This window comes from Streptomyces sp. NPDC055239, assembly GCF_053606205.1.
In genome coordinates this window covers 150715-174254 of record NZ_JBSGRD010000010.1, presented here as the reverse complement: position 1 = coordinate 174254, position 23540 = coordinate 150715, and the positions used below count along the sequence as shown (strand labels likewise).

Sequence of the window (23540 nt, the reverse complement as noted above, 5' to 3'; positions counted from 1 at the left end):
GTCGGGGTTCCCGGGAGCCGGGGGCCAATCCTTGGGGGCGGGGGCGGATCTTTCGCTCCCACCCACCCATGACCCCGGGTAATCAGGTGGGTGGGCGGGAGTGATCCGTCGCGAAGCGGCGGGCAGGGCGGGGCCGGCCGTCGGCTATGGGCCGGGGCAGGGCCGGGCCGGGGTCAGGACGTGTGTTCGTCCGCCACAGTCAGCGCAGCGTCGAGCGCCGCGAGACCCTCCTTCGCCTCCGTGTCCGTGATGTTGCACGGAGGCACCACGTGGGTGCGGTTCATGTTGATGAAGGGCCACAAGCCCTGCTTCTTCGCGGCAGCGCCGAACGCGGCCATCGGAGCGTTCGCCTCCCCTGTGGCGTTGTACGGGACGAGAGGCTCGCGGGTCTCCTTGTCCTTCACCAGTTCAAGCGCCCAGAACATGCCGAGGCCACGGACCTCACCGACGCTCGGGTGACGCTCGGCGAACTCCGCGAGGGCGGGGGCGATGATCTCCGTACCGACGCGGGCCGCGTTCTCGATGACGCCCTCGTCCTCCATGACGTTGATCGTCGCCACCGCGGCGGCGCAGGCCAGGGGGTGCCCCGAGTACGTCAGACCGCCCGGGTAGGGCCTGCGGGCGAACGTCTCCGCGATAGCGGAGGAGATCGCGACGCCGCCGAGCGGGACGTAGCCGGAGTTCACGCCCTTCGCGAAGGTGAGCAGGTCGGGCACGATGCCGCCGTCGAAGTGATCGGCGGCGAACCACTTGCCCGTACGCCCGAAGCCCGCCATGACCTCGTCCAGGATGAAGACGATGCCGTACCGGTCGCAGATCTCGCGTACGCCCTTGAGGTAGCCCGGCGGCGGGATCATGATGCCTGCCGTGCCGGGCACGGATTCGAGGATGATCGCCGCGATCGTCTGCGGGCCCTCGTAGGCGATGGTGTCCTCGAGGTGCTGGAGGGCGCGCTCGCACTCCTGCTGCTCGTTCTCGGCGTAGAAGGCGCTGCGGTAGAGGAACGGCGCCCAGAAGCGGACGACGCCCGCCGAGCCGTTGTCGGAGGCCCAGCGGCGGGGGTCGCCGGTGAGGTTGATCGCGGTGGAGGTGCCGCCGTGGTACGAGCGGTAGGCGGAGAGAACCTTGGGGCGGCCGGTGTGGAGGCGCGCCATGCGGGTCGCGTTCTCCACGGCCTCAGCGCCGCCGTTGGTGAAGAAGATCTTGTCGAGATCGCCGGGGGTCCGCTCGGCGATGAGGCGTGCGGCCTCGGAGCGGGCTTCCACGGCGAAGGCGGGCGCGAAGGTCGTCATCTCCGCCGCCTGCTGCTGGATCGCGGCGACGACCTTCGGGTGCTGGTATCCGATGTTCGTGAAGACGAGGCCGCTGGTGAAGTCGAGGTAGCGGTTGCCTTCGTAGTCCCAGAAGTACGAGCCCTCGGCGCCGGCTACGGCGAGGGGGTCGATCAGCTCCTGAGCGGACCAGGAGTGGAACACGTGGGCGCGGTCCGCGGCCTTGACGGCGGCGCCGACCTGGGGATTCGGCTGAGGGGTCATGTGGGCGAGGGTAAATGTCCACGGTGTGGACCGGGTATGGGCGTCCTGTTTCGCGGCGGCGGGGGGTACTGGACAGTGTGTCGGGGCCTTGGAATTTTCCCCAACCCCGCCCCTTCCCGAAAACCCGCTCGGCGCGGGGGCCTTGTGCCTTGTGGTTGCCGTCATCACCGGCTTCGCCGCGTTCGTCCTCAAACGCCGGACCGGCTGAAAGCTAGTCGTCCTCGTCCGCCACCACCTTCGCCCGCGGCGCCCCGTCCTCCCCGCACCGGATCTCGTACGGCAGGTCGTCCTGATCGTCGTCGTCGCTCGGCTCCGCCTCCAGGCGGGCCACCGCGGCCGGGCCCCGTTCCACGTCGTCGTCGATGTGGAAGCCGTCCGCCGGGCTCCACGAGACGAGGTACACCGTTCCGTCGGCCCTGCACTCGACCGTCGCCGTTCCGCCCGTGAAACGCAGGGTGGAGCGGTCGGACGCCTTCTCCGAGGGGGCGCTGCTCGACGGAGAGGACGCGGACGGAGTCGGCTTCGGAGACGCCGACGTCGCCGCCAGCGCTCTGCGTACCGCCCCCTCGTCCAGCGGACGACTGTGCGCCGCTCCCCCGCTGTCCGAACTGGCCAGCTGCCAGGCGCCCAGCGCCCCCGCAGCCGTGCCCACGCCCACCCATGCCGCGGTCACCACCGCGTTCCGCCACTTCCTCATCCGGATCATCCGGACACTGTGCCGCACCGTTTCCTAACGCCCGGTTAAGGGCCGCCCAAAGCACCTGGCTACGGTGGATGTATGGCCCATCTTCTCGTCGTGGAGGACGATCCCCAGCTGCGCGGCGCCCTCGTGCGCGCCCTGCGCGACAAAGGGCACGCCGTCGCCACCGCGCCCAGCGGCATGGCAGGTCTGGACGCGGCGGTCACCCACCGCCCTGACCTCGTCGTGCTCGACCTGGGTCTGCCGGACGTGGACGGCGCCCAGATCCTGCGCATGCTCCGTGCCGTCAGCGACGTACCCGTCATCGTCGCGACCGCACGCGACGACGAGCCGGAGATGGTGGCGATCCTGGAGGACGGGGCCGACGACTACATCGTCAAGCCGTTCGGTGCCGCCCAGCTGGACGCCCGTATCAAGGCGGTACTGCGCCGCCTCGGCGCGACCGAGGCGGCCGATGAGCCGCTGCGGGTGGGAGGTCTCGCCATCGATCCGGCCTCACGCGAAGTCACCCTCGACGAGAAGGCCCTGGATCTCACGCCCCGCGAGTTCGAGCTTCTCACCTACCTCGCCCACCGCCCCGGCCAAGTCGTATCGCGCCGTGAACTCCTCGCCGAGGTGTGGCAGCAGCCCCTGGGCGGGGCCGACAAGACCGTCGACGTCCATCTGTCCTGGCTGCGCCGGAAACTCGGTGAGACCGCCCAAGCGCCCCGCTATCTCCACACCGTCCGCACCGTGGGCGTAAAGCTGACGCCCCCCGAGGAGCCCACCCCAGAACTCCCCGCCGCCCAAGGCCCCGGGGCCCGCTGATGCGCCGCAGTCTCCTCCTCCTCACCGCCGCCACCACCGCCCTGGTGCTCACCGCCCTCCTCGTCCCCCTCACCCTGCTCACCCGCACCCACGCCGCCGACCGCACCACCGCCGAAGCCACCGCACGGGCCCAGTGGGTGGCGCACGCCATCGGGCCCGACCTCGCCACCTCGGAGGAGCGCGAGACCGCCGAGCAGACCGTGGAGAGCGTCAACGCGTCCGATCTGCCGAACACTTCGCTCGTCTTCGCCGACGGCACCGTCATCGGGCCGAGCCCCCGGCATCAGCAGGCCCACATCACGGAGGCGGTCCGGCTCGCCCGCACCGGTCGCGCCTTCACCTACGAGCCCTCCACCGGCGGCCGTGAGGTCCTCGTCCCCGTCCAGGGCGCCGCCGACGGCACCGCGGTCGTCCAGGTCACCCTCACCGAGCGCCAGTTGTACGCCGGGACCATGACCTCCTGGCTCGTGCTCGCCGGGATCGGGGTCGGCCTCGTCCTCATCGGGCTGCTCCTCGCCGACCGGCTCGGCGCCCGTCTGGTCGGCGCCACCCGACGTCTCGCCCGCACCGCGGACCGTCTCGCCGCCGGCGACCTCACCGCGCGCGCCACCCCCGAGGGCCCGCCCGAACTCCGGCTCGTCGCAGGTCAGCTCAACCACCTCGCCACCCGCATCGACGAACTCCTCACCGCCGAACGCGAGAACGCCGCCGACCTCGCCCACCGCCTGCGCACCCCCGTCGCCGCCCTCCGCCTGGACGCGGAGACCCTGCGCGACTCGGAGGACGCGCACCGCATCGCCGCGGACGTCGCCGCCCTCGAACGCAGCGTCGACGACGTGATCCGTAAGGCCCGCCGCCCATTGCGGGACGCCCCTTACGCGGACCTGGCCGCCGTGGCCCGCGAACGCGCCGCCTTCTGGCTGCCCCTGGCGGAGGACCAGGGGCGGGATACCGAGACGTCGACCCAGCAGGGAACCCACCCGGTGCCCGTCCCCGAGGACGACCTCACCGCCGCCATCGACGCCCTCATCGGCAACGTCCTGGACCACACGCCCCAAGGCACCCCGTTCCGCATCACGGTCCGCACCAACCCGGCGGGCCAGGCCCAACTCGTCGTCGCCGACGAAGGTCCCGGCCTCCCCGCCACCTACGCGGCGGAACGCGGCTCGAGCGGCGGTGGCTCCACGGGGCTCGGCCTCGACATCGCCCGCCGTACGGCGGAGACGGCGGGCGGCACCTTCGACATGGCGTCGGACGCCAACCACGGCACCCGGGTTTCTCTCACCTTCCCGCAGGCACCTCCGAGGCCCGCGGGAACGCGACCCGGACGGAACGAGCCCACCGGTTGACCCCCAACTCGGGGCGCAGTGCGGCGAAACCGCCGCAGTACTTCGTGAAGTCCGCGGCCCGCACCCCGTACCGGTGAAGGACACGGTCCGCCTCCGTCAGATGCCCCTGCGTCTTGGTCTCCACCAGGACTAGTCCGGAGTCCGCCGCCACCGACCGGCCCGTGGCCACGTCCCGGACGACGAGGCCCGCGTCGCACGTGATCCGCTGGCCGTCGGCCACGAAAGTCGCCCGCTGGTACTCGGTGACCAGGGCCGTCGTCAGGCCGCCCGGCGCCTCGATCCCGTACGACCCGCTCAGCACGCCCGCGAGGAAGCCCTGTCGCTCGGCGTCGAGCACGCGGTCGTCGCCCTCGAGGCGCTGGCGGTGCTTGACCGTCTCGCCGCGACCGCTCTTCAGCTTGATCTCGAACTGCCGCTCGCCGCTGTCCTGGTAGACCCGCTCACGGATGCGGTAGCGCAGCCGCCTGCCCTGCCGGTGGTGGTGGTAGGTGAGCAGCTCAGGGGTGTCGTAGTACGTGGAGTGGTAGTTGAACCAGCGCTTTCCGCCGATGCTCAGGGCCCGGAAGGGTCCTGAGGCGCGGCGCGGGTCCGTGAGAAGGGCCGCCAGGTCGTCGAAGATCTCGACCGGCACGAGATAGCTGTTGTCGTAGCGGGCGAGCAGCTCCGCCCGTGCGTTGACCTCGTCGAGCGAGATGGGGTGCGCGGCGAGCGCGGCTCGTCCGATGGCGCGTACGGCGGGGTTCACACGGTCTCCTTCTGGTGGGGGACGGCAGGCGTGCGGGACCGGGTCGTGCGGCGTCGTGGTTCCGTACGTAGGAACTCCCCGACCCTCTCGGAAGGTTCCGGTTGCCGGAAGCGGACTTCCAGAACCATCAGGTCACGGACGTAATCGACTTCCTGGACAGTCCAGCCGAGCGGCTCTCCCAGGCACCGCGTCAGCTCGGCACGGAGCTCGGTCTCGTCGCGGTACACGGCGTCCAGGGTGATGACGGCGCGCCGGTCACCGGCGAAGAGGCGGGGGTGGTCGGCGACGTACATCACCAGGAGCAGCACGGCGGCGAGCCCGGCGGCGACCGGCAGGTCGAGGCCCGGAAGGCCGCAGAGGAGGCCGAGTACGAGGGTGATGAAGTAGTACGCCACTTCCTGGTGCTGCAGCGCGTCCGAGCGGAGCCGCACGATCGAGAGCACCCCGAAGAGCCCGAACCCGAGCGCGAGCCCGCCGTTGCCACCGGCGCTCGCGAGAGCGGAGACGACCGCGAAGAGCGCGACGTTCAGGGCGAGGTAGGCGGGTACCAACTCGCGTCTGCGGTGCCGTGGATAGAAGACCCCGAAGGTCAGAAGGGTCACGGCCACCAGGTCGAGGCCGAGGTGGGCGGCCATCTGCCCGAGGTTTTCTGCGCTGTCCATGACCAGAACGCTAGGGAACGGCGGGTTAAGGGCGCCCCCAGCGGGAGTTAACGAGCCCGGCGCGTACGCGACAACCCGTCCCGACCCATGCGCAACAACCCGTTACGGAGCCGTAGCGGGCGGTACGTGCCCCGATGTCGTACCACGCGACTATCCTCGATCTGTTGCACACCAACGGGGGAGGTCGGGGCGACGATGGAGAAGCTGGGGCTCGGGGATCCACAGCGAATAGGCGCCTATCGGCTGCTCGCGCGGCTCGGCGCGGGCGGCATGGGGCACGTCTATCTGGCGCGATCCGACCGGGGACGTACGGTCGCGGTGAAGCTGGTGCGTGAGGAGCTCGCCGAGCAGGAGGAGTTCAGGAGCCGCTTCCGGCAGGAAGTGCAGGCGGCGCGGCGGGTCGGTGGCGCGTGGACGGCGCCGGTGCTCGACGCGGACACCGATGCGGCGATCCCCTGGCTGGCCACGGGATATGTCGCGGGGCCCTCGCTCCAGAGCGTCATCTCGCGCGACCACGGGCCGCTGCCCGAAAGGTCCGTGAAGATACTGGCGGCCGGGCTCGCCAACGCCCTCAAGGACATTCACGCGGCGGGCCTCATCCACCGTGACCTCAAGCCGTCGAACGTGCTCGTCACGATCGACGGACCCCGCGTCATCGACTTCGGCATCGCCCGCGCGCTCGAGACGGTGACCGACGGCGGCCTGACCCGCACCGGCGCCCTCGTCGGCTCGCCCGGCTTCATGGCGCCCGAGCAGGTGCGGGGCGACCGGATCACTCCGGCGTGCGACGTGTTCTGCCTGGGTTCGGTCCTCGCGTACGCGGCTTCGGGCGCGCTGCCCTTCGGCACGGCCAACAGCGGCGTGCACGCGCTGATGTTCCGTATCGCGCAGGAGGAGCCGAATCTGGAGGACCTTCCGGAGGAGCTTGCCGAGCTGGTCGGCGACTGCCTGCGCAAGAACCCCGCGGACCGGCCCTCGCTGGAGCAACTCCTCGAACGGACAGGGGCGGAGGACACGCTCGGCGACGGCGGCCGGACGCGGGATCCCTGGCTGCCGGGCGCGCTCGTGGCCCAACTCGGGCGTCATGCCGTTCAGTTGCTCGACACCGAGGATCCGGACGAGGGCGGGAACGGGGACGGGGACGGGGGCAGGGTTGATTCTCCGTCCGTCAACGGATCCAAGGGACCGGTTGCGCCGGTGTCGCTCGCGCCGCCTAAGGAGCTGGCCGCGGGTGGCGAGGGCGGCGCACACAAGTCCGCCGCAGCGGCCGGAGCCGCTGGAGCTGCCGCAGTCGCCGCCGGAACCGGCGCCAAGCCCGCCCCCACTCCCGCCCCCACCGACGGCGACACCCCACCCCCGCCCGGAAGACCCGGCGAGACCCCGCTCGACCACCTCCCCACGATGATCGCCGGCCAGGCACCGCCCCCCACACCCCCACCGGGCCCGGCGTACGGCTACCCCCAACAGCACCCTCAGCCGCAGCCCCAGCAACACCCCCAGCCCGGCTACGGCTACCCCCAGCAAGGCCCGTACGGCCCCACCCCGCCCTACGGCCCCACACCCCCGTACGGCCCGCTCGTCCACCCCCATCCCCAGCCCGAACCCCCGCGCCGCAGCGGCCGGTCCACCGCCGCGCTCATCGCGGTGGCCGTCATAGTGGCCATAGGAGCGGGCGGCACGGTGTACGCGGTGATGAAGGGCGACGGCACCACGAAGGCGGGCGGCACGAACTCGAAGTCGCCTTCCGACATTGCCCCTTCGACGCCGGGCACGCCGGGCACGCCGTCCGACGACAAGTCGACGGAGCCCGAGACCCCGTCCACGTCCCCCGCGTCCAACGCCGATGAGGGCACGATCCCGGACAAGTTCCTCGGCACCTGGAACGGCTCCATCCAGAACAACCTGGGCAGCAACTCCCGGCAGCTCGTCCTCCAGCAGGGCGAGGTCGGCGACACCGTCATCTCGATCACGGCGGACGGCCCGACCGACACGGGCGGCACGTACCACTGCGTGTTCCAGGGCAAGTTGGAGTCGGCGAGCGGCAACACCCTGCGCATCGGGCCGACGGACGTGATCGTCGGGGAGCCCGCGACCTCCTGCAGACCGGGCAAGGCGAGCACGGTCACGCTGCTCTCGGACGGCAGGCTGCACCGCGAGAACACCGGCACGGACAAGGGCCTGACGTACGACAAAGAGGGCTGAGGACGCCGTGGGAAGCAGAAGGGGGCGCCCCGGCTTCAGCCGGGGCGCCCCCTTCCTCGTACAGCGGCAACCGCTGGATGAACTGGACGAGCTGGATGAACTAGATGAACGAGTTGATCTCGATCGTCTCCGTGCGGCCCGGACCCACGCCGATCGCGGAGATCGGGGCGCCGGACATCTCCTCCAGGGCCTTCACGTAACCCTGCGCGTTCTTCGGCAGGTCGGAGAAGGTCTGTGCCTTGGTGATGTCCTCGGACCAGCCCGGGAGGTACTCGTAGACCGGCTTCGCGTGGTGGAAGTCCGTCTGGTTGTACGGGAGTTCCTCGACGCGCTTGCCGTCGATCTCGTACGCCACGCAGACCGGGATCTGCTCCCAGCCCGTCAGGACGTCCAGCTTCGTGAGGAAGAAGTCCGTCAGGCCGTTCACGCGGGTCGCGTAGCGCGCGATCGGCGCGTCGAACCAGCCGCAGCGCCGGTCGCGGCCCGTCGTCACACCGCGCTCGCCGCCGATGCGGCGCAGGTCCTCGCCGTCCTGGTCGAAGAGCTCGGTCGGGAACGGGCCCGCGCCGACACGCGTGGTATACGCCTTCAGGATGCCGATGACGCGGCTGATCTTCGTCGGGCCGACGCCCGTACCCGTGCAGGCGCCGCCCGCGGTCGGGTTCGAGGAGGTGACGAAGGGGTACGTGCCGTGGTCCACGTCCAGGAGCGTGCCCTGGCCGCCCTCGAACAGGACGACCTTGTCCTCGTCGAGCGCGTTGTTGAGGATCAGGGTGGTGTCGGCGACGTAACCCTTGATGTTCTCGCCGTGCTCCAGGAGCTGCTCGACGATCTGGCCGACCTCGATGGCGCGGCGGTTGTACAGCTTCGTGAGGAGCTGGTTCTTGACCTCAAGGGCCGCTTCGACCTTCTGCTCCAGGATCGACTGGTCGTAGAGGTCCTGGACGCGGATGCCGGTGCGGTTGATCTTGTCGGCGTACGTCGGACCGATGCCGCGGCCCGTCGTGCCGATCTTGCGCTTGCCGAGGAAGCGTTCCGTCACCTTGTCGACGGTCACGTTGTACGGCGTGATGATGTGCGCGTTACCGCTGATCAGAAGCTTCGACGTGTCGACGCCGCGCTCGTTCAGACCGCTCAGCTCGGAGAGCAGGACCGACGGGTCGACGACGACTCCGTTGCCGATGACCGGTACACAGCCCGGGGAGAGGATCCCGGAAGGGAGGAGATGCAGCGCGTACTTCTGGTCGCCTACGACGACCGTGTGGCCGGCATTGTTGCCGCCCTGGTATCGCACCACATAGTCCACGGAGCCACCGAGCAGGTCGGTGGCCTTTCCCTTGCCTTCGTCACCCCACTGAGCACCGAGCAGCACAAGTGCGGGCACAGGCGTACACCCCTTCCGGGCGGGGCATGTCCAAGGTCTAGGGGCCGTAGCCGCCGTATGGGTGTGCCTTGGATGCTGCCCCGGAATAGACCAAGCCCCTGGCGCAATAGCGCAAGGGGCTCTTGCACAAAGATGCTACCCGAGGACTAAAGAAAGGGCGCACGTTGTCGGCTCGCGACCAGCTGCTAGTCGTCATCGACCCGGTCGCCCGGCGCACGGACGGTGAGTCGGTACGGATCGCGAAAGATGTCTTGGGCGCGGGTGCGACCGCCCGCATCTGCCTGCCGGAAGGACCTGAAGAGTTTACAAAAGCCCTGGCCAGAAGGGGTGCGCGGCGTCCCGTAGTGATCGGTGACGATCGGGCGCTACTGCGAGCCGTCGCGGTCCTGCACCGCGAGCGCGAGCTCGAATCGTGTGTGGTCTCGGTCGTTCCGGTGGGAGCTTCCCAAGCTCTTTCGCGGTCGCTGGGAGTGCCTGCGGGGGCCGTCGCCGCGGCCCGCGCGGTGCTCGAAGGGGCCGAGCGGCGGCTGGATCTGCTCGTCGACGACAGCGACGGGGTGGTCCTCGGGAATCTGCGGATCCCGCCCGTCGCCTCTTCGCCTTCGGATTCTTCGGCTTCCTCGACTTCGACTTCGGACTCGGACTCGGAATCGGACCCGGGATCCGGTTCAGGCCCGACCTCGACCTCGACCTCAACCTCCGGAGGGACGGTGGTGGACAACCACCCCTGGCTTCGTACGTGCCAGTCGCTCGTACGTACCCTCGCGCATCCCTCGCGCGTCGCGTCGGCGCCGGGACCCGCGCCCTCGCGGCTGCGGGTGGAGGCGGACGGGGTGCTCGTGGTGGACCTGGACCAGCCGGTGGAGGGGATCTCGGTCAGTACGGGGGCCGACGGCCTCGCGCAGGTCGAGGTCAGACCCTCCTCGGCCGGTGCGGCGCCTCAGGTCCTGCGGGTGCGGGCGCGGACGATCACGGTGTCCGGGGCGGATTTCCGGTACCGGGCGGACGCGGTGGTCGGAGGGCCCGTGCGGACGCGGACGTGGTCGGTGCGGGCCAACGCCTGGGGCTTGATGTTGCCCAGGTGACAGCTGCGGGTCCAGCAGACCGTTCGGCAGGGGTCCCGCACCCCCTGCTGAACGGCCTGACCCCTGCCCCTCTTGCTACTCGCTACTTGCTACTTGCCGAACAGGCTCTCCCGGTGCACCCGCCACCGCTCCAGCATTCCCGCGATCTCGTGCTCGACGAACTCGAAGAAGGCAAGCGTCTCGGCCATGCGCCGGCCCGCCGGGGTGTTCGCGCCCAGGCTGGCGACGCCGTCGTGCAAGGCGCCCTCCCAGCGCTTGAGCACGCCGTCACGGTTGGCGAGGGCCTCGTACCACTGGTTGCTGTGCACCCGGAAGAGGTCCCGCCGGGAGCCGGGTTCGCGCTCCCTGGCCACCATGTGCTGCTGCGTGAGATAGCGGACCGCGCCCGACACCGCCGCCGGGCTCACCTGCAGTCGCTCCCCCAGCTCCGCCGAGGTCAGCGCGCCCGAGTCCGACGCGAGGAGTGCGGCGAAGATCCTCGCGGGCATCCTCGGCATGCCCGCCTCGACCAGCTGCGCGGCGAACTGTTCCACGAAACGTGAGACGACCTCGTCATCACGTCGCGCCTCTTCATTGGGCCCCTCGGGCATCTGCCGATCATCTCCTCTGCACGCCGGACGTCACCGAGTTTATACGTTTCCTTAACTTCACAAGTTTGTGAAAGTAGCGTACGTTCCGAAACATGACGAAGGCAATCACCGTCTCCGGACTGCACAAGTCGTTCGGAAGGACGCACGCGCTCGACGGCCTCGACCTCGACGTCGAGACCGGTGAGGTCCACGGCTTCCTCGGCCCCAACGGCGCCGGGAAGTCCACGACCATCCGGGTCCTCCTCGGCCTGCTCCGCGCCGACTCCGGAGCCTCCCAGCTCCTCGGCAAGGACCCCTGGAGCGACGCCGTCGAACTGCACCGGCGCGTGGCGTACGTGCCGGGCGACGTCACCCTGTGGCGCAACCTCTCCGGCGGCGAGGTCATCGATCTCTACGGGAAGCTGCGGGGCGGCCTCGACCAGGCGCGCAGGGCCGACCTCATCGAGCGGTACGAACTCGACCCGACCAAGAAGGGGCGTACGTACTCCAAGGGCAACCGGCAGAAGGTCGCCCTCGTCGCCGCCTTCGCGTCCGACGTCGACGTGCTCATCCTGGACGAGCCCACATCCGGGCTCGACCCGCTCATGGAGGAGGTCTTCCAGAGCTGCGTCGAGGAGGAGCGTGACCGGGGGCGGACGATCCTGCTCTCCTCGCACATCCTCAGCGAGGTGGAGACGCTCTGCGACCGCGTCAGCATCATCAGGAAGGGCCGGACCGTCGAGAGCGGCTCGCTCGCCGACCTGCGCCATCTGACGCGGACCAGCGTCACCGCCGAGCTCGCGGGACCGCCGAACGGGCTCACGCGGCTGCCCGGCGTCCACGACGTCGACGTATCCGGGAACCGCGTCAAGCTCCAGGTCGAGACCGACAAGCTGGACGCGGTCCTTCGCTCGCTCGCCGACTCCGGGATCCGCTCGCTCCTCTCCACGCCGCCCACCCTTGAGGAACTCTTCCTGCGGCACTACCAGGACGACGTGACGACCGGTACCGGCGAGATGGTGCCGCGATGACCGCCGCCGTCGCCGGGACTTCGGGGTTCGCTCCCCGCACGGGCGGATCGCGCCAACTCGCAGGTACGGGAACCCTGTTGAGGCTCGCCCTGCGCCGCGACCGCGTCATGCTGCCCGTCTGGGTCATCGTCGTCGCCGGGATCGTCCTCGCGATGCCGGGCTCCCTGGAGAAGACGTACGGCACCGCCGCCGAGCGGGCCGACGCCATGCGGTCGATGAACGCCAACTCCTCGATGCGGGCGCTGTACTCACCCGTGTTCGGGGACTCCATCGGCGCTCTCTCCGCCTGGCGCATCGGCGTCTACGCCGCGATCCTCGCCGCCGTGATGAGCCTGATCATCGTCGTACGGCACACGCGCGAGGAGGAGGAGACGGGGCGCCAGGAGATGCTCTCCGCCGCGATGGTGGGGCGGCGCGCGCCGCTGACCGCCGCGCTGCTCGCCGCGTTCACTGCGAACGCGGCCGTGGGTCTTCTCATCGCCGCGGGGATGGCGGGGCGGGGCTCGGCCGGGGCGCTCGTGCTCGGGCTCGGCGTCGCGGGCACCGGCATGCTCTTCGCCACCATGGCGGCGATCGTCGCCCAGCTCACGGAGAGCGCGCGGCTCGCCAAGGGGCTCACGTCAGCGGTGCTCGGCACGGCGTACGTGCTCAAGGCCGCCGGTGACGCGGGGTCGCGGGGCGGCGAGTCCGTCCTGACCTGGATCTCGCCGCTCGGGTGGGTGGAGAACCTCCGCGCCTACGCCGGTGAGCGGTGGTGGGTGCTGCTCCTGATCGGCGCCGCGATCGTGGCGCAGGGCGCCCTCGCGTACGACCTCGCCGGGCGGCGCGACGTCGGCATGAGCTTCCTGCCGACCCGTCCCGGCCCCGCGAAGGGCCGCCTCGCCACGGCGGGCGCGCTCGCGTGGCGGCTCCAGCGCGGCAGCGTGCTCGGCTGGGTGCTCGGGTTCCTGGCCGCCGGTGTCGTCTTCGGCGGGATGGTCGACGGCGCGGCGGACATCGTCGGCGACAACGAGAACACCCGCGACATCATCGAGCGGATGGGCGGCCAGTCCGGCCTCACGGACGCCTTCCTCGCCACGATGGTCAGCATGCTCGGCATGATCACTTCGCTGTACGTCGTCGCTTCGGTGCTGCGGCTGCACGGCGAGGAGACCTCGCAGCGGGCGGAACCTGTCCTGGCCAACGCGGTAGGGCGACTCCGGTGGGCTTCAGGCCACCTGGTCATCGCCTTCGGCGGCGCGCTGCTCCTGATGCTGATGGGCGGGCTCGGTCTCGCCGTCGGGTACGGGCAGGACCTCGGGCCGATCATGGGCGCGTGCCTGGTCCAGGTGGCCGCGATCTGGGCGGTCGGCGGGCTCGCGGTGCTGCTTGTGGGGGCGTTCCCCAGGGCGGCGGTCGCTGCGTGGGCGGTGGCCGGGGTCTGCCTGGCGATCGGCTGGATCGGCCCCGCGCTCGGCCTTACGCAGGCGGCGCTGAACGTCTCCCCCTACGGGCACCTGCCGAAGCTGCCCGGCGGGGGCATGGAGTGGGCGCCGGTGGTGGTGCTTCTGGCCATCGCGGCGGCGTTGGTTGCCACGGGGCTAGCGGGACTGCGCCGCAGGGACCTGACCACGTAACCCCGCGTCCCGCCTCCCGAACGAACCTCTCCCACCCGCCCGATCACCCCGCGTCTCCTCCTGAACGAACAGGCTCTCCCACCCACCCGCCCGATTGCCCCGCGTCATCGGGTGGGGGTGGGTGGGGAGCGTGTATGGCAGCGAGGGTGGGTGGGTGGGTGGGTGATCTGCGCGCACCGAGGTACCGCCCCGCCGCTCACCCCGTAGTACCTGCGACGGACCCCGCAGAACCCCTCCCAGAGGGGACGACCCCCACCACCCGCCCCCGTACCTTCGTAAGCGTGACTGACGCGACCAAGACCGCCCCCAGCAGTAGCCGCAGCCCGGAGTACCGCCTGGCCACGGGCGCACTCGCCGGACTCCGCCAGGACCTGTTCCGTGGCGCCTTCGCCTACCGCCCGATGCCGACGATGCGCACGGACGGGCCGATGAGCCGACGGCTTCCGGCCCGCATACGCCCCTACGCCGCCTGGATCCCGCACGCCGTCATCGCGATGGCCGCCGTCCTCGTGTACTCGGCCGCCCCCGTCAGCGGCAGCGGGATGGGGGCCGTACTCACCGGCATCCTGCCGGCCGCCGCCGTCCTCATGACCCTGGTGAGGCCTCTCGGCGCCTGGTGGTTCTCGCTGGCGAGCACCCCGTTCATCTCCGCGATCGCCGGGCCGTTGGACGGCTGGCCGTGGACCGACAGCTCGTTCGTCGCGCACATCGTCGTCATGACGGTGGTCGCCGTGCGGACCCGCCCCCGTGCCGCCGCGTGGATGTGGGCCTGCACAGCCGCCTACGGCGTCGTCTCCGAGGTCTTCTTGTCCCTTGGCACGTACGGCAGCGACTTGCCGCAGATGCTCTTCTTCTCCGCGCTCGCCCTGGTCACCGTCTCCCTCGTGCACGTCCGCCGCGAGGCCCAGCGCGAGGTCAGCGTCGAGCGGACGGTCACCGCGATGGAGCGCGGCAAGCGCACGCTCCTGGAGGAGCGGACGACGATCGCGCGCGAGCTGCACGACGTCGTCGCGCACCACATGTCGGTGGTCGCCATCCAGGCGGAGGCCGCGCCCTACCGCGTCGAGAACCCGCCGCCGGAACTGGAGCAGGCGTTCGTCACCATCCGAGAGAACGCCGTGGCCGCGCTCACGGAGCTGCGCCGCGTCCTCGGTGTCGTACGCGCGGAGGACTACGAGGCGCCGGACGCCCCGCAGCCCACCCTCGCCGACCTCGACCGGCTCATCGCGAACGTCGGCGAGACCGGCCTGAACGTCGAGAAGGTGGTCACCGGCGCGGTCCGCGAGCTCCCGCAGGGCGTCGAGCTCTCCGCGTACCGCATCGTCCAGGAGGCGCTGAGCAACACCCTGCGCCACGCACCCGGCGCCACGGCCCGCGTCGAGGTCGGCTACGTCCTGGGCGGCCTCGGCCTGCGCGTCGTCAACGGCCCGGCGACCGGCCTGGTCAAGCCGTCGCCCGGAGCGGGCCACGGCCTCACCGGCATGCGTGAGCGTGTCACGATGCTGGACGGCGAGATGACGACCGCCAACACCCAGGACGGCGGCTACGAGGTCACCGTGTTCCTGCCGGTCGCGTCCGCGCCGGAACCCGATGGAGGCCAGAAGTGACGATCCGCGTACTGATCGCCGACGACCAGATGATGGTCCGCGAGGGCTTCTCCGTCCTGCTCAACGCGATGCCGGACATCGAGGTCGTGGGCGAGGCGGTCAACGGCCGCGAGGCGGTCGAGCGCGTCCGCGAACTCAACCCGGACGTCGTCCTGATGGACATCCGCATGCCCGAGCTGAACGGCATCGAGGCCACCCGGGAGATCGTCGCGGCGGACGTCGAATCGAAGGTTCTCGTCCTGACCACCTTCGACCTCGACGAGTACGTCTACCAGGCGCTGCGCGCGGGCGCGTCCGGCTTCCTCCTGAAGGACGCCTCCGCACGCCAACTCGCGGACGGCGTCAAGGTGGTCGCGGCGGGCGAGGCGCTGCTCGCGCCCTCCGTGACGCGCCGCCTCATCACCGAGTTCTCCAAACTGGGCGAGACGCCACGCCTCTCGGCGACGGTCCAGGCGCAGCAGTACGGCGAGCTGACCGAACGCGAGACGGAGGTGCTGGTGCTCGTGGCGCAGGGCCTGTCCAACTCGGAGATCGCCTCGCGCCTCGTGGTCGCCGAGTCCACGATCAAGACCCACGTGAGCCGCATCCTGGTGAAACTGGGCCTGCGCGACCGCACGCAGGCGGCGGTCTTCGCGTACGAGGCAAGGCTGGTCACGCCGGGCTGACCCCGACTACCGTCCCTCCATGGACGCCGCCAACGCCCCCATCGCCCCAGTCACCACCCCCGTTGCCCCCGTTACCCCCGTAACCCCCTTCGCCCCCTGGTCGCCGGAGTTCATCGCCGACCCGTACCCGGCCTACGCGCGACTGCGGGACGCCGGGCGGGTCCACCACTTCGAACCGACCGACCAATGGCTGATCCCGCACCACGCCGACGTATCCGCGCTGCTGAGGGACCGGCGGCTCGGGCGGACCTATCTGCACCGCTTCACGCACGAGGAGTTCGGGCGGCAGGCGCCACCGCCCGAACACGAGCCGTTCCACGTCCTCAACGACAACGGCATGCTCGACCTGGAGGCGCCGACCCACACCCGCATCCGGCGCCTGGTGTCGAAGGCGTTCACACCGCGCACGGTGGAGCAGCTCAGGCCGTACGTCGAGGGCCTCGCCGACCGGCTCGTACGGGATCTGGTGGCCGACGGCGGCGGTGACCTCGCGGCGCGGGTCGCCGAGCCGCTGCCCGTCGCGGTGATCGCGCAGATGCTGGGCATCCCGGAGGGCGACCGGGACCAGCTGCGGCCCTGGTCGGCCGACATCTGCGGGATGTACGAGCTGAACCCGTCCGAGGAGACTGCGGCGCGGGCGGTGAGCGCCTCCCTCGAATTCTCGGCGTACCTGCGCGAACTCATCGCGGTACGCCGGGAGAAGCCGGGCGACGACCTGATCTCGGGGCTCATCGCCGCGTACGAGGACGGGGAGTCCCTGAGCGAGCAGGAGATGATCTCCACCTGCGTGCTGCTGCTCAACGCGGGGCACGAGGCGACGGTCAGCGCCACCGTCAACGGCTGGTACGCGCTCTTCCGGAACCCCGCCCAACTGGCCGCCCTGCGTGCGGACCCCGGGAGTCTGATCCCCACGGCCGTGGAGGAGCTGATGCGCTACGACACCCCGCTGCAGCTCTTCGAGCGGTGGGTCCTCGACGACATCGAGGTGGACGGCACCGTGATCCCGCGCGGCAGCGAGGTGGCCCTCCTCTTCGGCAGCGCGAACCACGACCCGGCGGTGTTCGCCGCCCCCACCGCCCTGGACCTGACCCGCGCCGAGAACCCGCACATCTCCTTCAGCGCGGGCATCCACTACTGCATCGGCGCACCGCTGGCCCGCATCGAACTGGCCGCTTCGATGGGCGCGTTGCTCCGGCACGCTCCGCGCCTGACCCTGGCCGCGGAACCGGAGCGCAAACCGAACTTCGTCATCCGGGGCCTGCGGGAGCTGCTCGTGGAGGTCTGACTCAGAACGCCAGCTGCGCGATCTCCTCCGCCACCACCGCGCAGGCGTCCGCCGCCGGGTCGATCAGCGGGAAGTGCCCGACGTCCTCAAGGAGCGTGAGCCCGACGACCTCGCCCGCCTTCGCCGCCGCGTCGGCGTACGCCTCGGCGACCGCCTCCGGGACGACGATGTCCGTACGTCCCTGGACGACGGTCGTGGCGATGCCGGTCGGCAGCAGGGCCGCCGGGTCGGCGTGCGCGAGACGCTCGGCGAACTTCTCCGCGCCGCCGAGGAGTTGAAGGGCGGCGTCCGAGCAGACGCCGAGCTCCTGCGCGACCTGGAAGTCGGCGATGGGCGCGAGGGCGACGACGCCCCGGAAGGGGACGGGCCGGTCGATGCGCCAGGGGGAGCCGGTGGGCAGTACGTGGCGGGAGGCGGCCCAGAGGGCGAGGTGGCCGCCCGCGGAGTGGCCGGTGACGACGGTGCGGCGGACGTCGGCCGACGGCAGGAGGTCGGCCGCGAGCGCGGGGAGCGCGTCGAAGGCTGCGGCGACGTCGTCGAAGGTCTCGGGCCAGCGCCCCGCGGCGGGGCCGCCGCCCTGGGCGGGGATCGAACTCCCCCGGCGGTACTCGACATTGGCCACGGCGAAGCCCCGCCTGGCCAGGAAGTCCGCGAAGGGCGTGAGGTGCCGCCGGTCGTACGGGGCTCGCCAGGCGCCGCCGTGCAGGACGACGACGAGGGGGGCGGGGGCCTCCGTGGCGATCCGGGGTTCGTAGAAGTCGATCACCTGGTCGGGGTGTTCGCCGTACGCGGCGGTGGCGTCGGGCGTCACCGCGGGGTGCGAGAAGGCGGCGTCGGCCTCGGCGGCATCGCGGGCCACGGCGTCGGCGTCGTCCGGCATGCGACAACCTCTCTGCGGGTGCGTGGGGTACAGGTCGGGTACACGGGTACAGGTCTCTTGATCTTCCCCTACCCCGCCCCTTCCCGATACCGCCGCCGGGCGGCCCGGAGTTCGGCCCGCCCGGCGAACGGCCACAAGCCGCTACCCCGCAGCCTCCCCCAACGTCCGCGCGAGCACCCCCGCGGCCCGCTCGGCATCGGCGAACCCGACGTACAGCGGCGTGAATCCGAACCGCAGCACGTCAGGCGCACGGAAGTCCCCGACCACGCCCCGCTCCACGAGCCGTCGCATCACGTCACCCGCGTCGTCGCACCGCAGGGCGACCTGGCTGCCGCGCTGTCCGTGCCCGGCCGGGGTGAGCACCTCGACCCGGCCCTCGGGGACGTAGGCCGTCACGCACTCGACGAAGAAGTCCGTCAACGCGAGGGACTTGGCCCGTACGGCCTCGATGGACACCCCGTCCCAGACGTCGAGCGCCGCGTCCAGGGCCAGCATCGAGAGGATGTCGGGCGTACCGACCCGCCCCCGCAGGGCACCCTGCGCCGCCTCGAACTCCGGCCGCATGCCGAAGGGCTCGGCGTGCGAGTTCCAGCCGGGCAGCGGGGAGTCGAAACGGGGCTGCAGATCCGCCCGAACGTAGATGTAGGCAGGTGAACCGGGACCCCCGTTCAGGTACTTGTAGGTGCACCCGACCGCGAGGTCCACACCGTGCGCGTCGAGCCCGACGGGCAGCGCTCCCGCGGTGTGGCACAGGTCCCAGACCACGAGCGCGCCCGCGTCGTGCACGGCCGCCGTCAGGCCGGGCAGATCGTGCAGGCGCCCGGTGCGGTAGTCGGCGTGGTTGAGCAGGACGACCGCCGTACGCGGGCCGAGGACACCGGCCACGTCGTCCGGCGCGACCGCCCGCAGACGGCACCCCGTCATCCGCGCGGCCGACTCGGCGATGTACCCGTCCGTGGGGAACGTCGTCGCGTCAACGACGATCTCGTCGCGCCCCTCGTCCGAGTCACGGACCATGCGTACGGCCGCGACGAGCGCCTTGAAGATGTTCACGCTCGTCGAGTCGCCGACCACGATCTGACCGGGGGCGGCGCCGACGAGGGGAGCTATGCGGTCGCCGATGCGCTCGGGCGCTGTCCACCAGCCGCTCTCGTCCCAGGAACGGATGCGGAGCTGTCCCCACTGGCGTGCGATGACGTCCGCGACGCGCTCCTGGACGTTCGCGGGCAGGGCGCCGAGCGAGTTTCCGTCCAGGTAGACGGTTTCGTCCAGTACGAACTCCGCCCGCTTGGGAGCGAGTTCGTCCTCAGCGTCCCTCTTTGCCGCTTGCGCCCGGAGGTCGGTGCCGGGTGACGCCTCAGACATGGCTCCTCGCAGTCCACAGCTCGGGGAAGACGTTCTTCGTCGCGCGCTTCTCCAGCCAGGCCACACCGGCCGAGCCGCCCGTGCCCGTCTTGGAGCCCATCGCGCGCCGCGTCGCCACCAGGTGGTCGTTGCGCCAGCGCCAGACCAGCTCGCCGACGTCCGTCAACGTCTCGCCCAGGCGGGCGAGTTCGTTGCTCTCGTCGCCGGAGTAGAGGTCGGTCCAGACCTTCTCGACCTCGGGCGACGGCTCGTACTTCTGCGTCAGGTCACGCTGCAGCACGGAGACCGGAACGGCGTATCCGCGGCGGGCGAGCAGGGCGAGGACCTCGTCGTACAGGCTCGGCTCCTGGAGCGCCTTCTCCAGCTCGGCGTGGACGCGCGGCGCGCCCCGGTGCGGCACCAGCATGGACGCGGATTTGTCGCCGAGCAGGAACTCCATGCGGCGGTACATCGCGGACTGGAATCCGGATCCCTCGCCGAGCGCGGAACGGTAGGAGTTGAACTGCGCGGGGGTCAGCTGGGCGAGCGGGCGCCACGAGGCGTTCAGCGCCTCCAGCTCGCGGAGGCTTCGCTTGAGCGCGGCCACGGCGACGGGGACGTCATCGCTGCGCAGGGCGCGCGACGCGGTCTCCCACTCGTGCACGATGACCGTGAACCACAGCTCCATCACCTGGGTGGTGACCAGGAAGACCATCTCTCCGGGGTCGTCCGAACGCAGGTGCTGGAGGTGTGTGAGGACGTCCGCCTGGACGTAGTCCTCGTAAGGGGTGGTTCCTGCGAAGTCGAGGTTCGGGGTGTCCGCCTCTTGGGACATCGCGATCTCCTTGATACGTACTCCGGGTAGCGGTCCGCCCCTGCCGTTACCGACACGGGGGCCCCGGTCCCCACCGGCATCCTCCGCAACATCCCACAAAACGGCAAGACCTGCCTGGTCACAGGGGCGTCCAGGCAGGTCAGGCACGTATTGGGGGGCTAGCTCAGAGTGTTCGCCGTGTTAGCCGAGAGTGTCCGCCGCCGCCGCGGAGGAGTCCCGCAGGAAGCCCGAGCAGCGCTCGTACTCCTCCTGCTCACCGATCGACTGCGCGGCGCGCGCGAGCCCGTGCAGGGCGCGCAGGAAGCCGCGGTTGGGCTCGTGCTCCCACGGCACCGGGCCGTGGCCCTTCCAGCCGGCGCGGCGCAGCGAGTCGAGGCCGCGGTGGTATCCGGTACGGGAGTACGCGTACGACTCGACGACGCTGCCCCGCTCGAACGCCTCGTCGGCGAGCTGCGCCCAGGCGAGCGAGGAGGTCGGGTACTTCGCGGCGACGTCGGCGGGCGCCGCGCCGTTCGCGAGGAGCTCGCGCGGCTCCGGGTCGTCGGGCAGGTGGGTCGGGGGCGGTCCCCCGAGCAGATCCTTGTGAATGGCCATGGGTTCCAGTCTGCGCCATGGCGTCACGCGAAGGGCCCGGTACCCCGTCCTGAAACGGGATACCGGGCCCCAAGGCATGCGAGACAAGGCATGCGAGACGCGGTGCTACTTCAGCTTCGTGCCCGTGGAGCGCAGGTTCGCGCACGCCTCGGTGACGCGCTTGGCCATGCCCGCCTCGGCGGCCTTGCCCCAGGTGCGGGGGTCGTACGTCTTCTTCGAGCCGACCTCGCCGTCGACCTTCAGGACGCCGTCGTAGTTCTTGAACATGTGGTCGGCGACGGGACGCGTGAAGGCGTACTGCGTGTCCGTGTCGAGGTTCATCTTCACGACGCCGTTCTCGAGCGCGGTCGCGATCTCTTCGGCGGTCGAGCCGGAGCCGCCGTGGAAGACGAAGTCGAAGGGCTGTGCGCCCGCGGCCTTGCCGTGCTTGGCGGCGACGCCTTCCTGGAGGTCCTTGAGGAGCTCCGGGCGCAGGACGACGTTGCCCGGCTTGTAGACGCCGTGGACGTTGCCGAAGGACGCGGCAAGGAGGTAGCGCCCCTTGTCGCCGAGGCCGAGGGCCTCCGCCGTACGCAGCGCGTCGTCGACGGTCGTGTAGAGCTCGTCGTTGATCTCGTGCGTGACGCCGTCCTCCTCGCCACCGGTCGGGGTGATCTCGACCTCGAGGATGATCTTCGCGGCGGCGGCCTTCGCGAGCAGCTCCTGGCCGATGGCCAGGTTGTCGGCGAGGGTCTCGGCGGAGCCGTCCCACATGTGCGACTGGAAGAGCGGGTTACGACCGGCCTTGACGCGCTCGGCGGAGACGTCGATCAGCGGACGGACGTACGTGTCCAGCTTGTCCTTGGGGCAGTGGTCGGTGTGCAGCGCGACGGTGATGTCGTACTTCGCGGCGACGATGTGCGCGAACTCGGCGAGGGCGACGGCGCCCGTCACCATGTCCTTGTTGTACTGGCCGCCCAGGAACTCCGCACCACCGGTGGAGATCTGGATGATGCCGTCGCTCTCGGCCTCCGCGAACCCGCGCAGTGCGGCGTGCAGCGTCTGCGTGGAGGTCACGTTGATGGCCGGGTAGGCGAACTTGCCTGCCTTCGCCCGGTCGAGCATCTCGGCGTAGACCTCGGGAGTTGCGATGGGCATGTGTCCGCTCCTTGTGATGTGCGGGTGTGTGCTTGGCCCTGACCTAAGGGGGCGACGTCATCGTCGCCCCCATCTTTCCAGACTTGCCGGGCGGCTCAGGCCGCAGCGGCGATCCGGTTCTCTAGTCCAGGCCGAGGTCGTCCTTGGAGTACGCGAAGAGGTACGGCACCCCGGCGCCCTCGGTGATCTTCTCGCCCGCACCGGTGGCGCGGTCCACGATGGTCGCGACGCCGACCACCTCGGCGCCGGCCTCGCGCACGGCCTCGACGGCGGTGAGCGGCGAACCACCGGTGGTGGAGGTGTCCTCGACGACGAGAACGCGGCGTCCCTTGATGTCCGGGCCCTCGACACGGCGCTGCATGCCGTGCGCCTTGGCGGCCTTGCGCACGACGAAGGCGTCGAGCCGCTTGCCGCGTGCGGCGGAGGCGTGCAGCAGCGCGCCCGCGACGGGGTCGGCGCCCATGGTGAGCCCGCCCACGGCGTCGAAGTCGAGGTCGGCGGTGAGGTCGAGAAGGACCTGGCCGACCAGCGGGGCGGCCTCGCCGTCGAGGGTGACGCGGCGCAGGTCGATGTAGTAATCGGCCTCGAGACCCGAGGAGAGGGTCACCTTGCCGTGCACCACGGCCTTGTCCTTGATTTGCTGCAGCAGCGCGCCACGTACGTCGTCAGTCATGCCTGTCAGCTTAAAGCCGCTGGAGCCGCGTCCAGGTCCAGGTCGTCGACGCCTCAAGGGGCTCGATGGGGGTGACGAGGCGGGGCAGGGTGTTGAGGCCGTTCGGCGGGCCTGTCTGCGGCTCGACGCACACGGCGGCTTCCTGCTCGTCGTACACGACGACCCACTGCTCGCGGCTCTTCACCGTGAGTTCCAGCTGCTCGGGCCAGGTGAGGGTGACGTCGACGCCGTCGGGCATCCCGAAGCAGTCGTCCCAGGGGCCGGGGGTGGGGGCGATGCGGTTGCCGGTGGGGAGGTGATCGTCGCCGCGCTCTTCTTGCCAGGTGGCGTCGAAGGCGATGCGCACGTCCTCGCCCCCGAGGTTCCTGTTGAACCAGGGGTGCCAGCCCGCCTGGGCCGGGAAGGAGTCGCCGTACGTCTCGATGCCGAGAGTGAGGGTGAGGGAGTCCTCGGTGAGCGCGAAGAGCTGGGTGACGCGGCCTGCGTAGGGCCAGGGTGCGGTGAGGTCGTAGGTGAAGGCGGCCTCGCTGCTGCTGGTGCGGGCGGTGCGCCATGCCGCGTCCCTGGCGAAGCCGTGGATGGCGTGGGGCGGGGAGTTGAGGGGCATCTGGTGGACCGTGCCGCCGTTGCGGAACCTGCCTTCGCGGATGCGGCCGACCCAGGGGGTCATGGGGAAGCAGCCGTAGCGTTCGCCCTGCCGCAGCAGCTCGATGCCGCCGACCCGAAGGCTCCCTGCTCGGCAGCCGTTACCCGGCTGCACGGTGACTTCCGCGTCGCCTGCGGTCAGTTTCACATCTTCTTCGCTACTCACGGGGTCGACCTTACGGGCAGAGGC

Annotated in this window: 22 protein-coding genes; 9 read left to right on the top strand and 13 right to left on the bottom strand. The window is 70.7% G+C overall.

The features are described 5' to 3' along the window. Positions 1–173: 173 nt before the first annotated feature. Complete coding sequence (locus tag ACWFRJ_RS29085; RefSeq protein ID WP_453537178.1) at positions 174–1535, bottom strand: aminotransferase class III-fold pyridoxal phosphate-dependent enzyme; 1362 nt, start codon at positions 1533–1535, stop codon at positions 174–176. Between the two features lie 211 nt (positions 1536–1746). Continuing rightward, positions 1747–2241 (bottom strand): hypothetical protein, encoded by a 495-nt coding sequence (locus ACWFRJ_RS29080; protein WP_453537175.1) that lies wholly within the window; start codon positions 2239–2241, stop codon positions 1747–1749. Between the two features lie 72 nt (positions 2242–2313). Here ACWFRJ_RS29080 and ACWFRJ_RS29075 point away from each other — a divergent pair, with 72 nt between their 5' ends. After that, complete coding sequence (locus ACWFRJ_RS29075; protein WP_453537172.1) at positions 2314–3042, top strand: response regulator transcription factor; 729 nt, start codon at positions 2314–2316, stop codon at positions 3040–3042. Further along, positions 3042–4391: a sensor histidine kinase gene (locus tag ACWFRJ_RS29070; protein WP_453537169.1), complete on the top strand. Its 1350-nt coding sequence runs from the start codon at positions 3042–3044 to the stop codon at positions 4389–4391. The genes ACWFRJ_RS29075 and ACWFRJ_RS29070 overlap by 1 nt, the downstream gene beginning before the upstream one ends. Here the strand turns inward: ACWFRJ_RS29070 and ACWFRJ_RS29065 are convergent. Further along, entirely contained in the window at positions 4324–5136 is an 813-nt protein-coding gene (locus ACWFRJ_RS29065; RefSeq protein WP_453537166.1) for a VTC domain-containing protein, read from the bottom strand. The genes ACWFRJ_RS29070 and ACWFRJ_RS29065 overlap by 68 nt on opposite strands. After that, positions 5133–5798 (bottom strand): DUF4956 domain-containing protein, encoded by a 666-nt coding sequence (locus ACWFRJ_RS29060; RefSeq protein ID WP_453537163.1) that lies wholly within the window; start codon positions 5796–5798, stop codon positions 5133–5135. The genes ACWFRJ_RS29065 and ACWFRJ_RS29060 overlap by 4 nt, the downstream gene beginning before the upstream one ends. Before the next feature lie 195 nt (positions 5799–5993). Here ACWFRJ_RS29060 and ACWFRJ_RS29055 point away from each other — a divergent pair, with 195 nt between their 5' ends. Continuing rightward, entirely contained in the window at positions 5994–8000 is a 2007-nt protein-coding gene (locus ACWFRJ_RS29055) for a serine/threonine-protein kinase (protein ID WP_453537160.1), read from the top strand. Between the two features lie 100 nt (positions 8001–8100). Here ACWFRJ_RS29055 and ACWFRJ_RS29050 read toward each other — a convergent pair whose 3' ends face one another. After that, positions 8101–9384: an adenylosuccinate synthase gene (locus ACWFRJ_RS29050; protein WP_453537157.1), complete on the bottom strand. Its 1284-nt coding sequence runs from the start codon at positions 9382–9384 to the stop codon at positions 8101–8103. A 164-nt stretch (positions 9385–9548) separates the two neighbouring features. Between ACWFRJ_RS29050 and ACWFRJ_RS29045 the strand changes: the two genes are divergently transcribed. Continuing rightward, positions 9549–10469 carry a diacylglycerol kinase gene (locus tag ACWFRJ_RS29045; RefSeq protein ID WP_453537154.1) on the top strand — a complete coding sequence of 307 codons (921 nt, stop codon included), beginning with the start codon at positions 9549–9551 and terminating at the stop codon, positions 10467–10469. A gap of 89 nt (positions 10470–10558) precedes the next feature. Here ACWFRJ_RS29045 and ACWFRJ_RS29040 read toward each other — a convergent pair whose 3' ends face one another. Beyond that, positions 10559–11059: a GbsR/MarR family transcriptional regulator gene (locus ACWFRJ_RS29040; protein WP_453537151.1), complete on the bottom strand. Its 501-nt coding sequence runs from the start codon at positions 11057–11059 to the stop codon at positions 10559–10561. Positions 11060–11151: 92 nt separating this feature from the next. Here ACWFRJ_RS29040 and ACWFRJ_RS29035 point away from each other — a divergent pair, with 92 nt between their 5' ends. The 5 genes from ACWFRJ_RS29035 (at position 11152) to ACWFRJ_RS29015 (ending at position 17242) form a co-directional block, all read left to right on the top strand. Next, a complete protein-coding gene (locus ACWFRJ_RS29035) occupies positions 11152–12069 on the top strand; it encodes an ABC transporter ATP-binding protein (RefSeq protein ID WP_453537148.1) in 918 nt (305 codons plus the stop codon). Continuing rightward, on the top strand, positions 12066–13685 hold the full coding sequence (locus ACWFRJ_RS29030; RefSeq protein WP_453537145.1) for an ABC transporter permease: 1620 nt from the start codon (positions 12066–12068) through the stop codon (positions 13683–13685). The genes ACWFRJ_RS29035 and ACWFRJ_RS29030 overlap by 4 nt, the downstream gene beginning before the upstream one ends. A gap of 281 nt (positions 13686–13966) precedes the next feature. Continuing rightward, on the top strand, positions 13967–15292 hold the full coding sequence (locus tag ACWFRJ_RS29025) for a sensor histidine kinase (protein WP_453537142.1): 1326 nt from the start codon (positions 13967–13969) through the stop codon (positions 15290–15292). Then, positions 15289–15957 carry a response regulator gene (locus ACWFRJ_RS29020; protein WP_453537139.1) on the top strand — a complete coding sequence of 223 codons (669 nt, stop codon included), beginning with the start codon at positions 15289–15291 and terminating at the stop codon, positions 15955–15957. Before ACWFRJ_RS29025 ends, ACWFRJ_RS29020 begins: the two co-directional genes overlap by 4 nt. Before the next feature lie 19 nt (positions 15958–15976). Further along, entirely contained in the window at positions 15977–17242 is a 1266-nt protein-coding gene (locus ACWFRJ_RS29015; protein WP_453537136.1) for a cytochrome P450, read from the top strand. A 1-nt stretch (position 17243) separates the two neighbouring features. On the opposite strand, the gene ACWFRJ_RS29010 is transcribed toward ACWFRJ_RS29015, so the two are convergent. The 7 genes from ACWFRJ_RS29010 to ACWFRJ_RS28980 all read right to left on the bottom strand — a co-directional run bounded on the left by ACWFRJ_RS29010 (position 17244) and on the right by ACWFRJ_RS28980 (position 23516). Further along, entirely contained in the window at positions 17244–18122 is an 879-nt protein-coding gene (locus ACWFRJ_RS29010; RefSeq protein WP_453537133.1) for an alpha/beta hydrolase family protein, read from the bottom strand. A 141-nt stretch (positions 18123–18263) separates the two neighbouring features. Next, on the bottom strand, positions 18264–19487 hold the full coding sequence (kynU, locus tag ACWFRJ_RS29005) for a kynureninase (RefSeq protein WP_453537130.1): 1224 nt from the start codon (positions 19485–19487) through the stop codon (positions 18264–18266). Continuing rightward, the gene (locus ACWFRJ_RS29000; protein WP_453537127.1) at positions 19480–20301 is read right to left on the bottom strand and encodes a tryptophan 2,3-dioxygenase family protein; all 822 of its coding nucleotides are present in this window, start codon (positions 20299–20301) and stop codon (positions 19480–19482) included. Before ACWFRJ_RS29000 ends, kynU begins: the two co-directional genes overlap by 8 nt. A 180-nt stretch (positions 20302–20481) precedes the next feature. Beyond that, positions 20482–20895, bottom strand: coding sequence for a DUF3151 domain-containing protein (locus ACWFRJ_RS28995; protein ID WP_453537125.1), 414 nt, complete (start codon positions 20893–20895; stop codon positions 20482–20484). Positions 20896–21000: 105 nt separating this feature from the next. After that, positions 21001–22032 carry a class II fructose-bisphosphate aldolase gene (fbaA, locus tag ACWFRJ_RS28990; RefSeq protein ID WP_453537122.1) on the bottom strand — a complete coding sequence of 344 codons (1032 nt, stop codon included), beginning with the start codon at positions 22030–22032 and terminating at the stop codon, positions 21001–21003. A 121-nt stretch (positions 22033–22153) separates the two neighbouring features. Next, entirely contained in the window at positions 22154–22705 is a 552-nt protein-coding gene (gene pyrE / locus ACWFRJ_RS28985; protein WP_453537119.1) for an orotate phosphoribosyltransferase, read from the bottom strand. A 10-nt stretch (positions 22706–22715) separates the two neighbouring features. Then, a complete protein-coding gene (locus ACWFRJ_RS28980) occupies positions 22716–23516 on the bottom strand; it encodes an aldose epimerase family protein (RefSeq protein ID WP_453537116.1) in 801 nt (266 codons plus the stop codon). Between the last annotated feature and the right edge of the window lie 24 nt (positions 23517–23540).

Bases quoted from the DNA above. Each gene is read 5' to 3' on its own strand.
- ACWFRJ_RS29085 (WP_453537178.1), bottom strand. From the start codon at position 1,535: ATGACCCCTCAGCCGAATCCCCAGGTCGGCGCCGCCGTCAAGGCCGCG.
- ACWFRJ_RS29080 (WP_453537175.1), bottom strand. From the start codon at position 2,241: ATGATCCGGATGAGGAAGTGGCGGAACGCGGTGGTGACCGCGGCATGG.
- ACWFRJ_RS29075 (WP_453537172.1), top strand. From the start codon at position 2,314: ATGGCCCATCTTCTCGTCGTGGAGGACGATCCCCAGCTGCGCGGCGCC.
- ACWFRJ_RS29070 (WP_453537169.1), top strand. From the start codon at position 3,042: ATGCGCCGCAGTCTCCTCCTCCTCACCGCCGCCACCACCGCCCTGGTG.
- ACWFRJ_RS29060 (WP_453537163.1), bottom strand. From the start codon at position 5,798: ATGGACAGCGCAGAAAACCTCGGGCAGATGGCCGCCCACCTCGGCCTC.
- ACWFRJ_RS29055 (WP_453537160.1), top strand. From the start codon at position 5,994: ATGGAGAAGCTGGGGCTCGGGGATCCACAGCGAATAGGCGCCTATCGG.
- ACWFRJ_RS29040 (WP_453537151.1), bottom strand. From the start codon at position 11,059: ATGCCCGAGGGGCCCAATGAAGAGGCGCGACGTGATGACGAGGTCGTC.
- ACWFRJ_RS29035 (WP_453537148.1), top strand. From the start codon at position 11,152: ATGACGAAGGCAATCACCGTCTCCGGACTGCACAAGTCGTTCGGAAGG.
- ACWFRJ_RS29030 (WP_453537145.1), top strand. From the start codon at position 12,066: ATGACCGCCGCCGTCGCCGGGACTTCGGGGTTCGCTCCCCGCACGGGC.
- ACWFRJ_RS29015 (WP_453537136.1), top strand. From the start codon at position 15,977: ATGGACGCCGCCAACGCCCCCATCGCCCCAGTCACCACCCCCGTTGCC.
- ACWFRJ_RS29010 (WP_453537133.1), bottom strand. From the start codon at position 18,122: ATGCCGGACGACGCCGACGCCGTGGCCCGCGATGCCGCCGAGGCCGAC.
- kynU (WP_453537130.1), bottom strand. From the start codon at position 19,487: ATGTCTGAGGCGTCACCCGGCACCGACCTCCGGGCGCAAGCGGCAAAG.
- ACWFRJ_RS29000 (WP_453537127.1), bottom strand. From the start codon at position 20,301: ATGTCCCAAGAGGCGGACACCCCGAACCTCGACTTCGCAGGAACCACC.
- ACWFRJ_RS28995 (WP_453537125.1), bottom strand. From the start codon at position 20,895: ATGGCCATTCACAAGGATCTGCTCGGGGGACCGCCCCCGACCCACCTG.
- fbaA (WP_453537122.1), bottom strand. From the start codon at position 22,032: ATGCCCATCGCAACTCCCGAGGTCTACGCCGAGATGCTCGACCGGGCG.
- pyrE (WP_453537119.1), bottom strand. From the start codon at position 22,705: ATGACTGACGACGTACGTGGCGCGCTGCTGCAGCAAATCAAGGACAAG.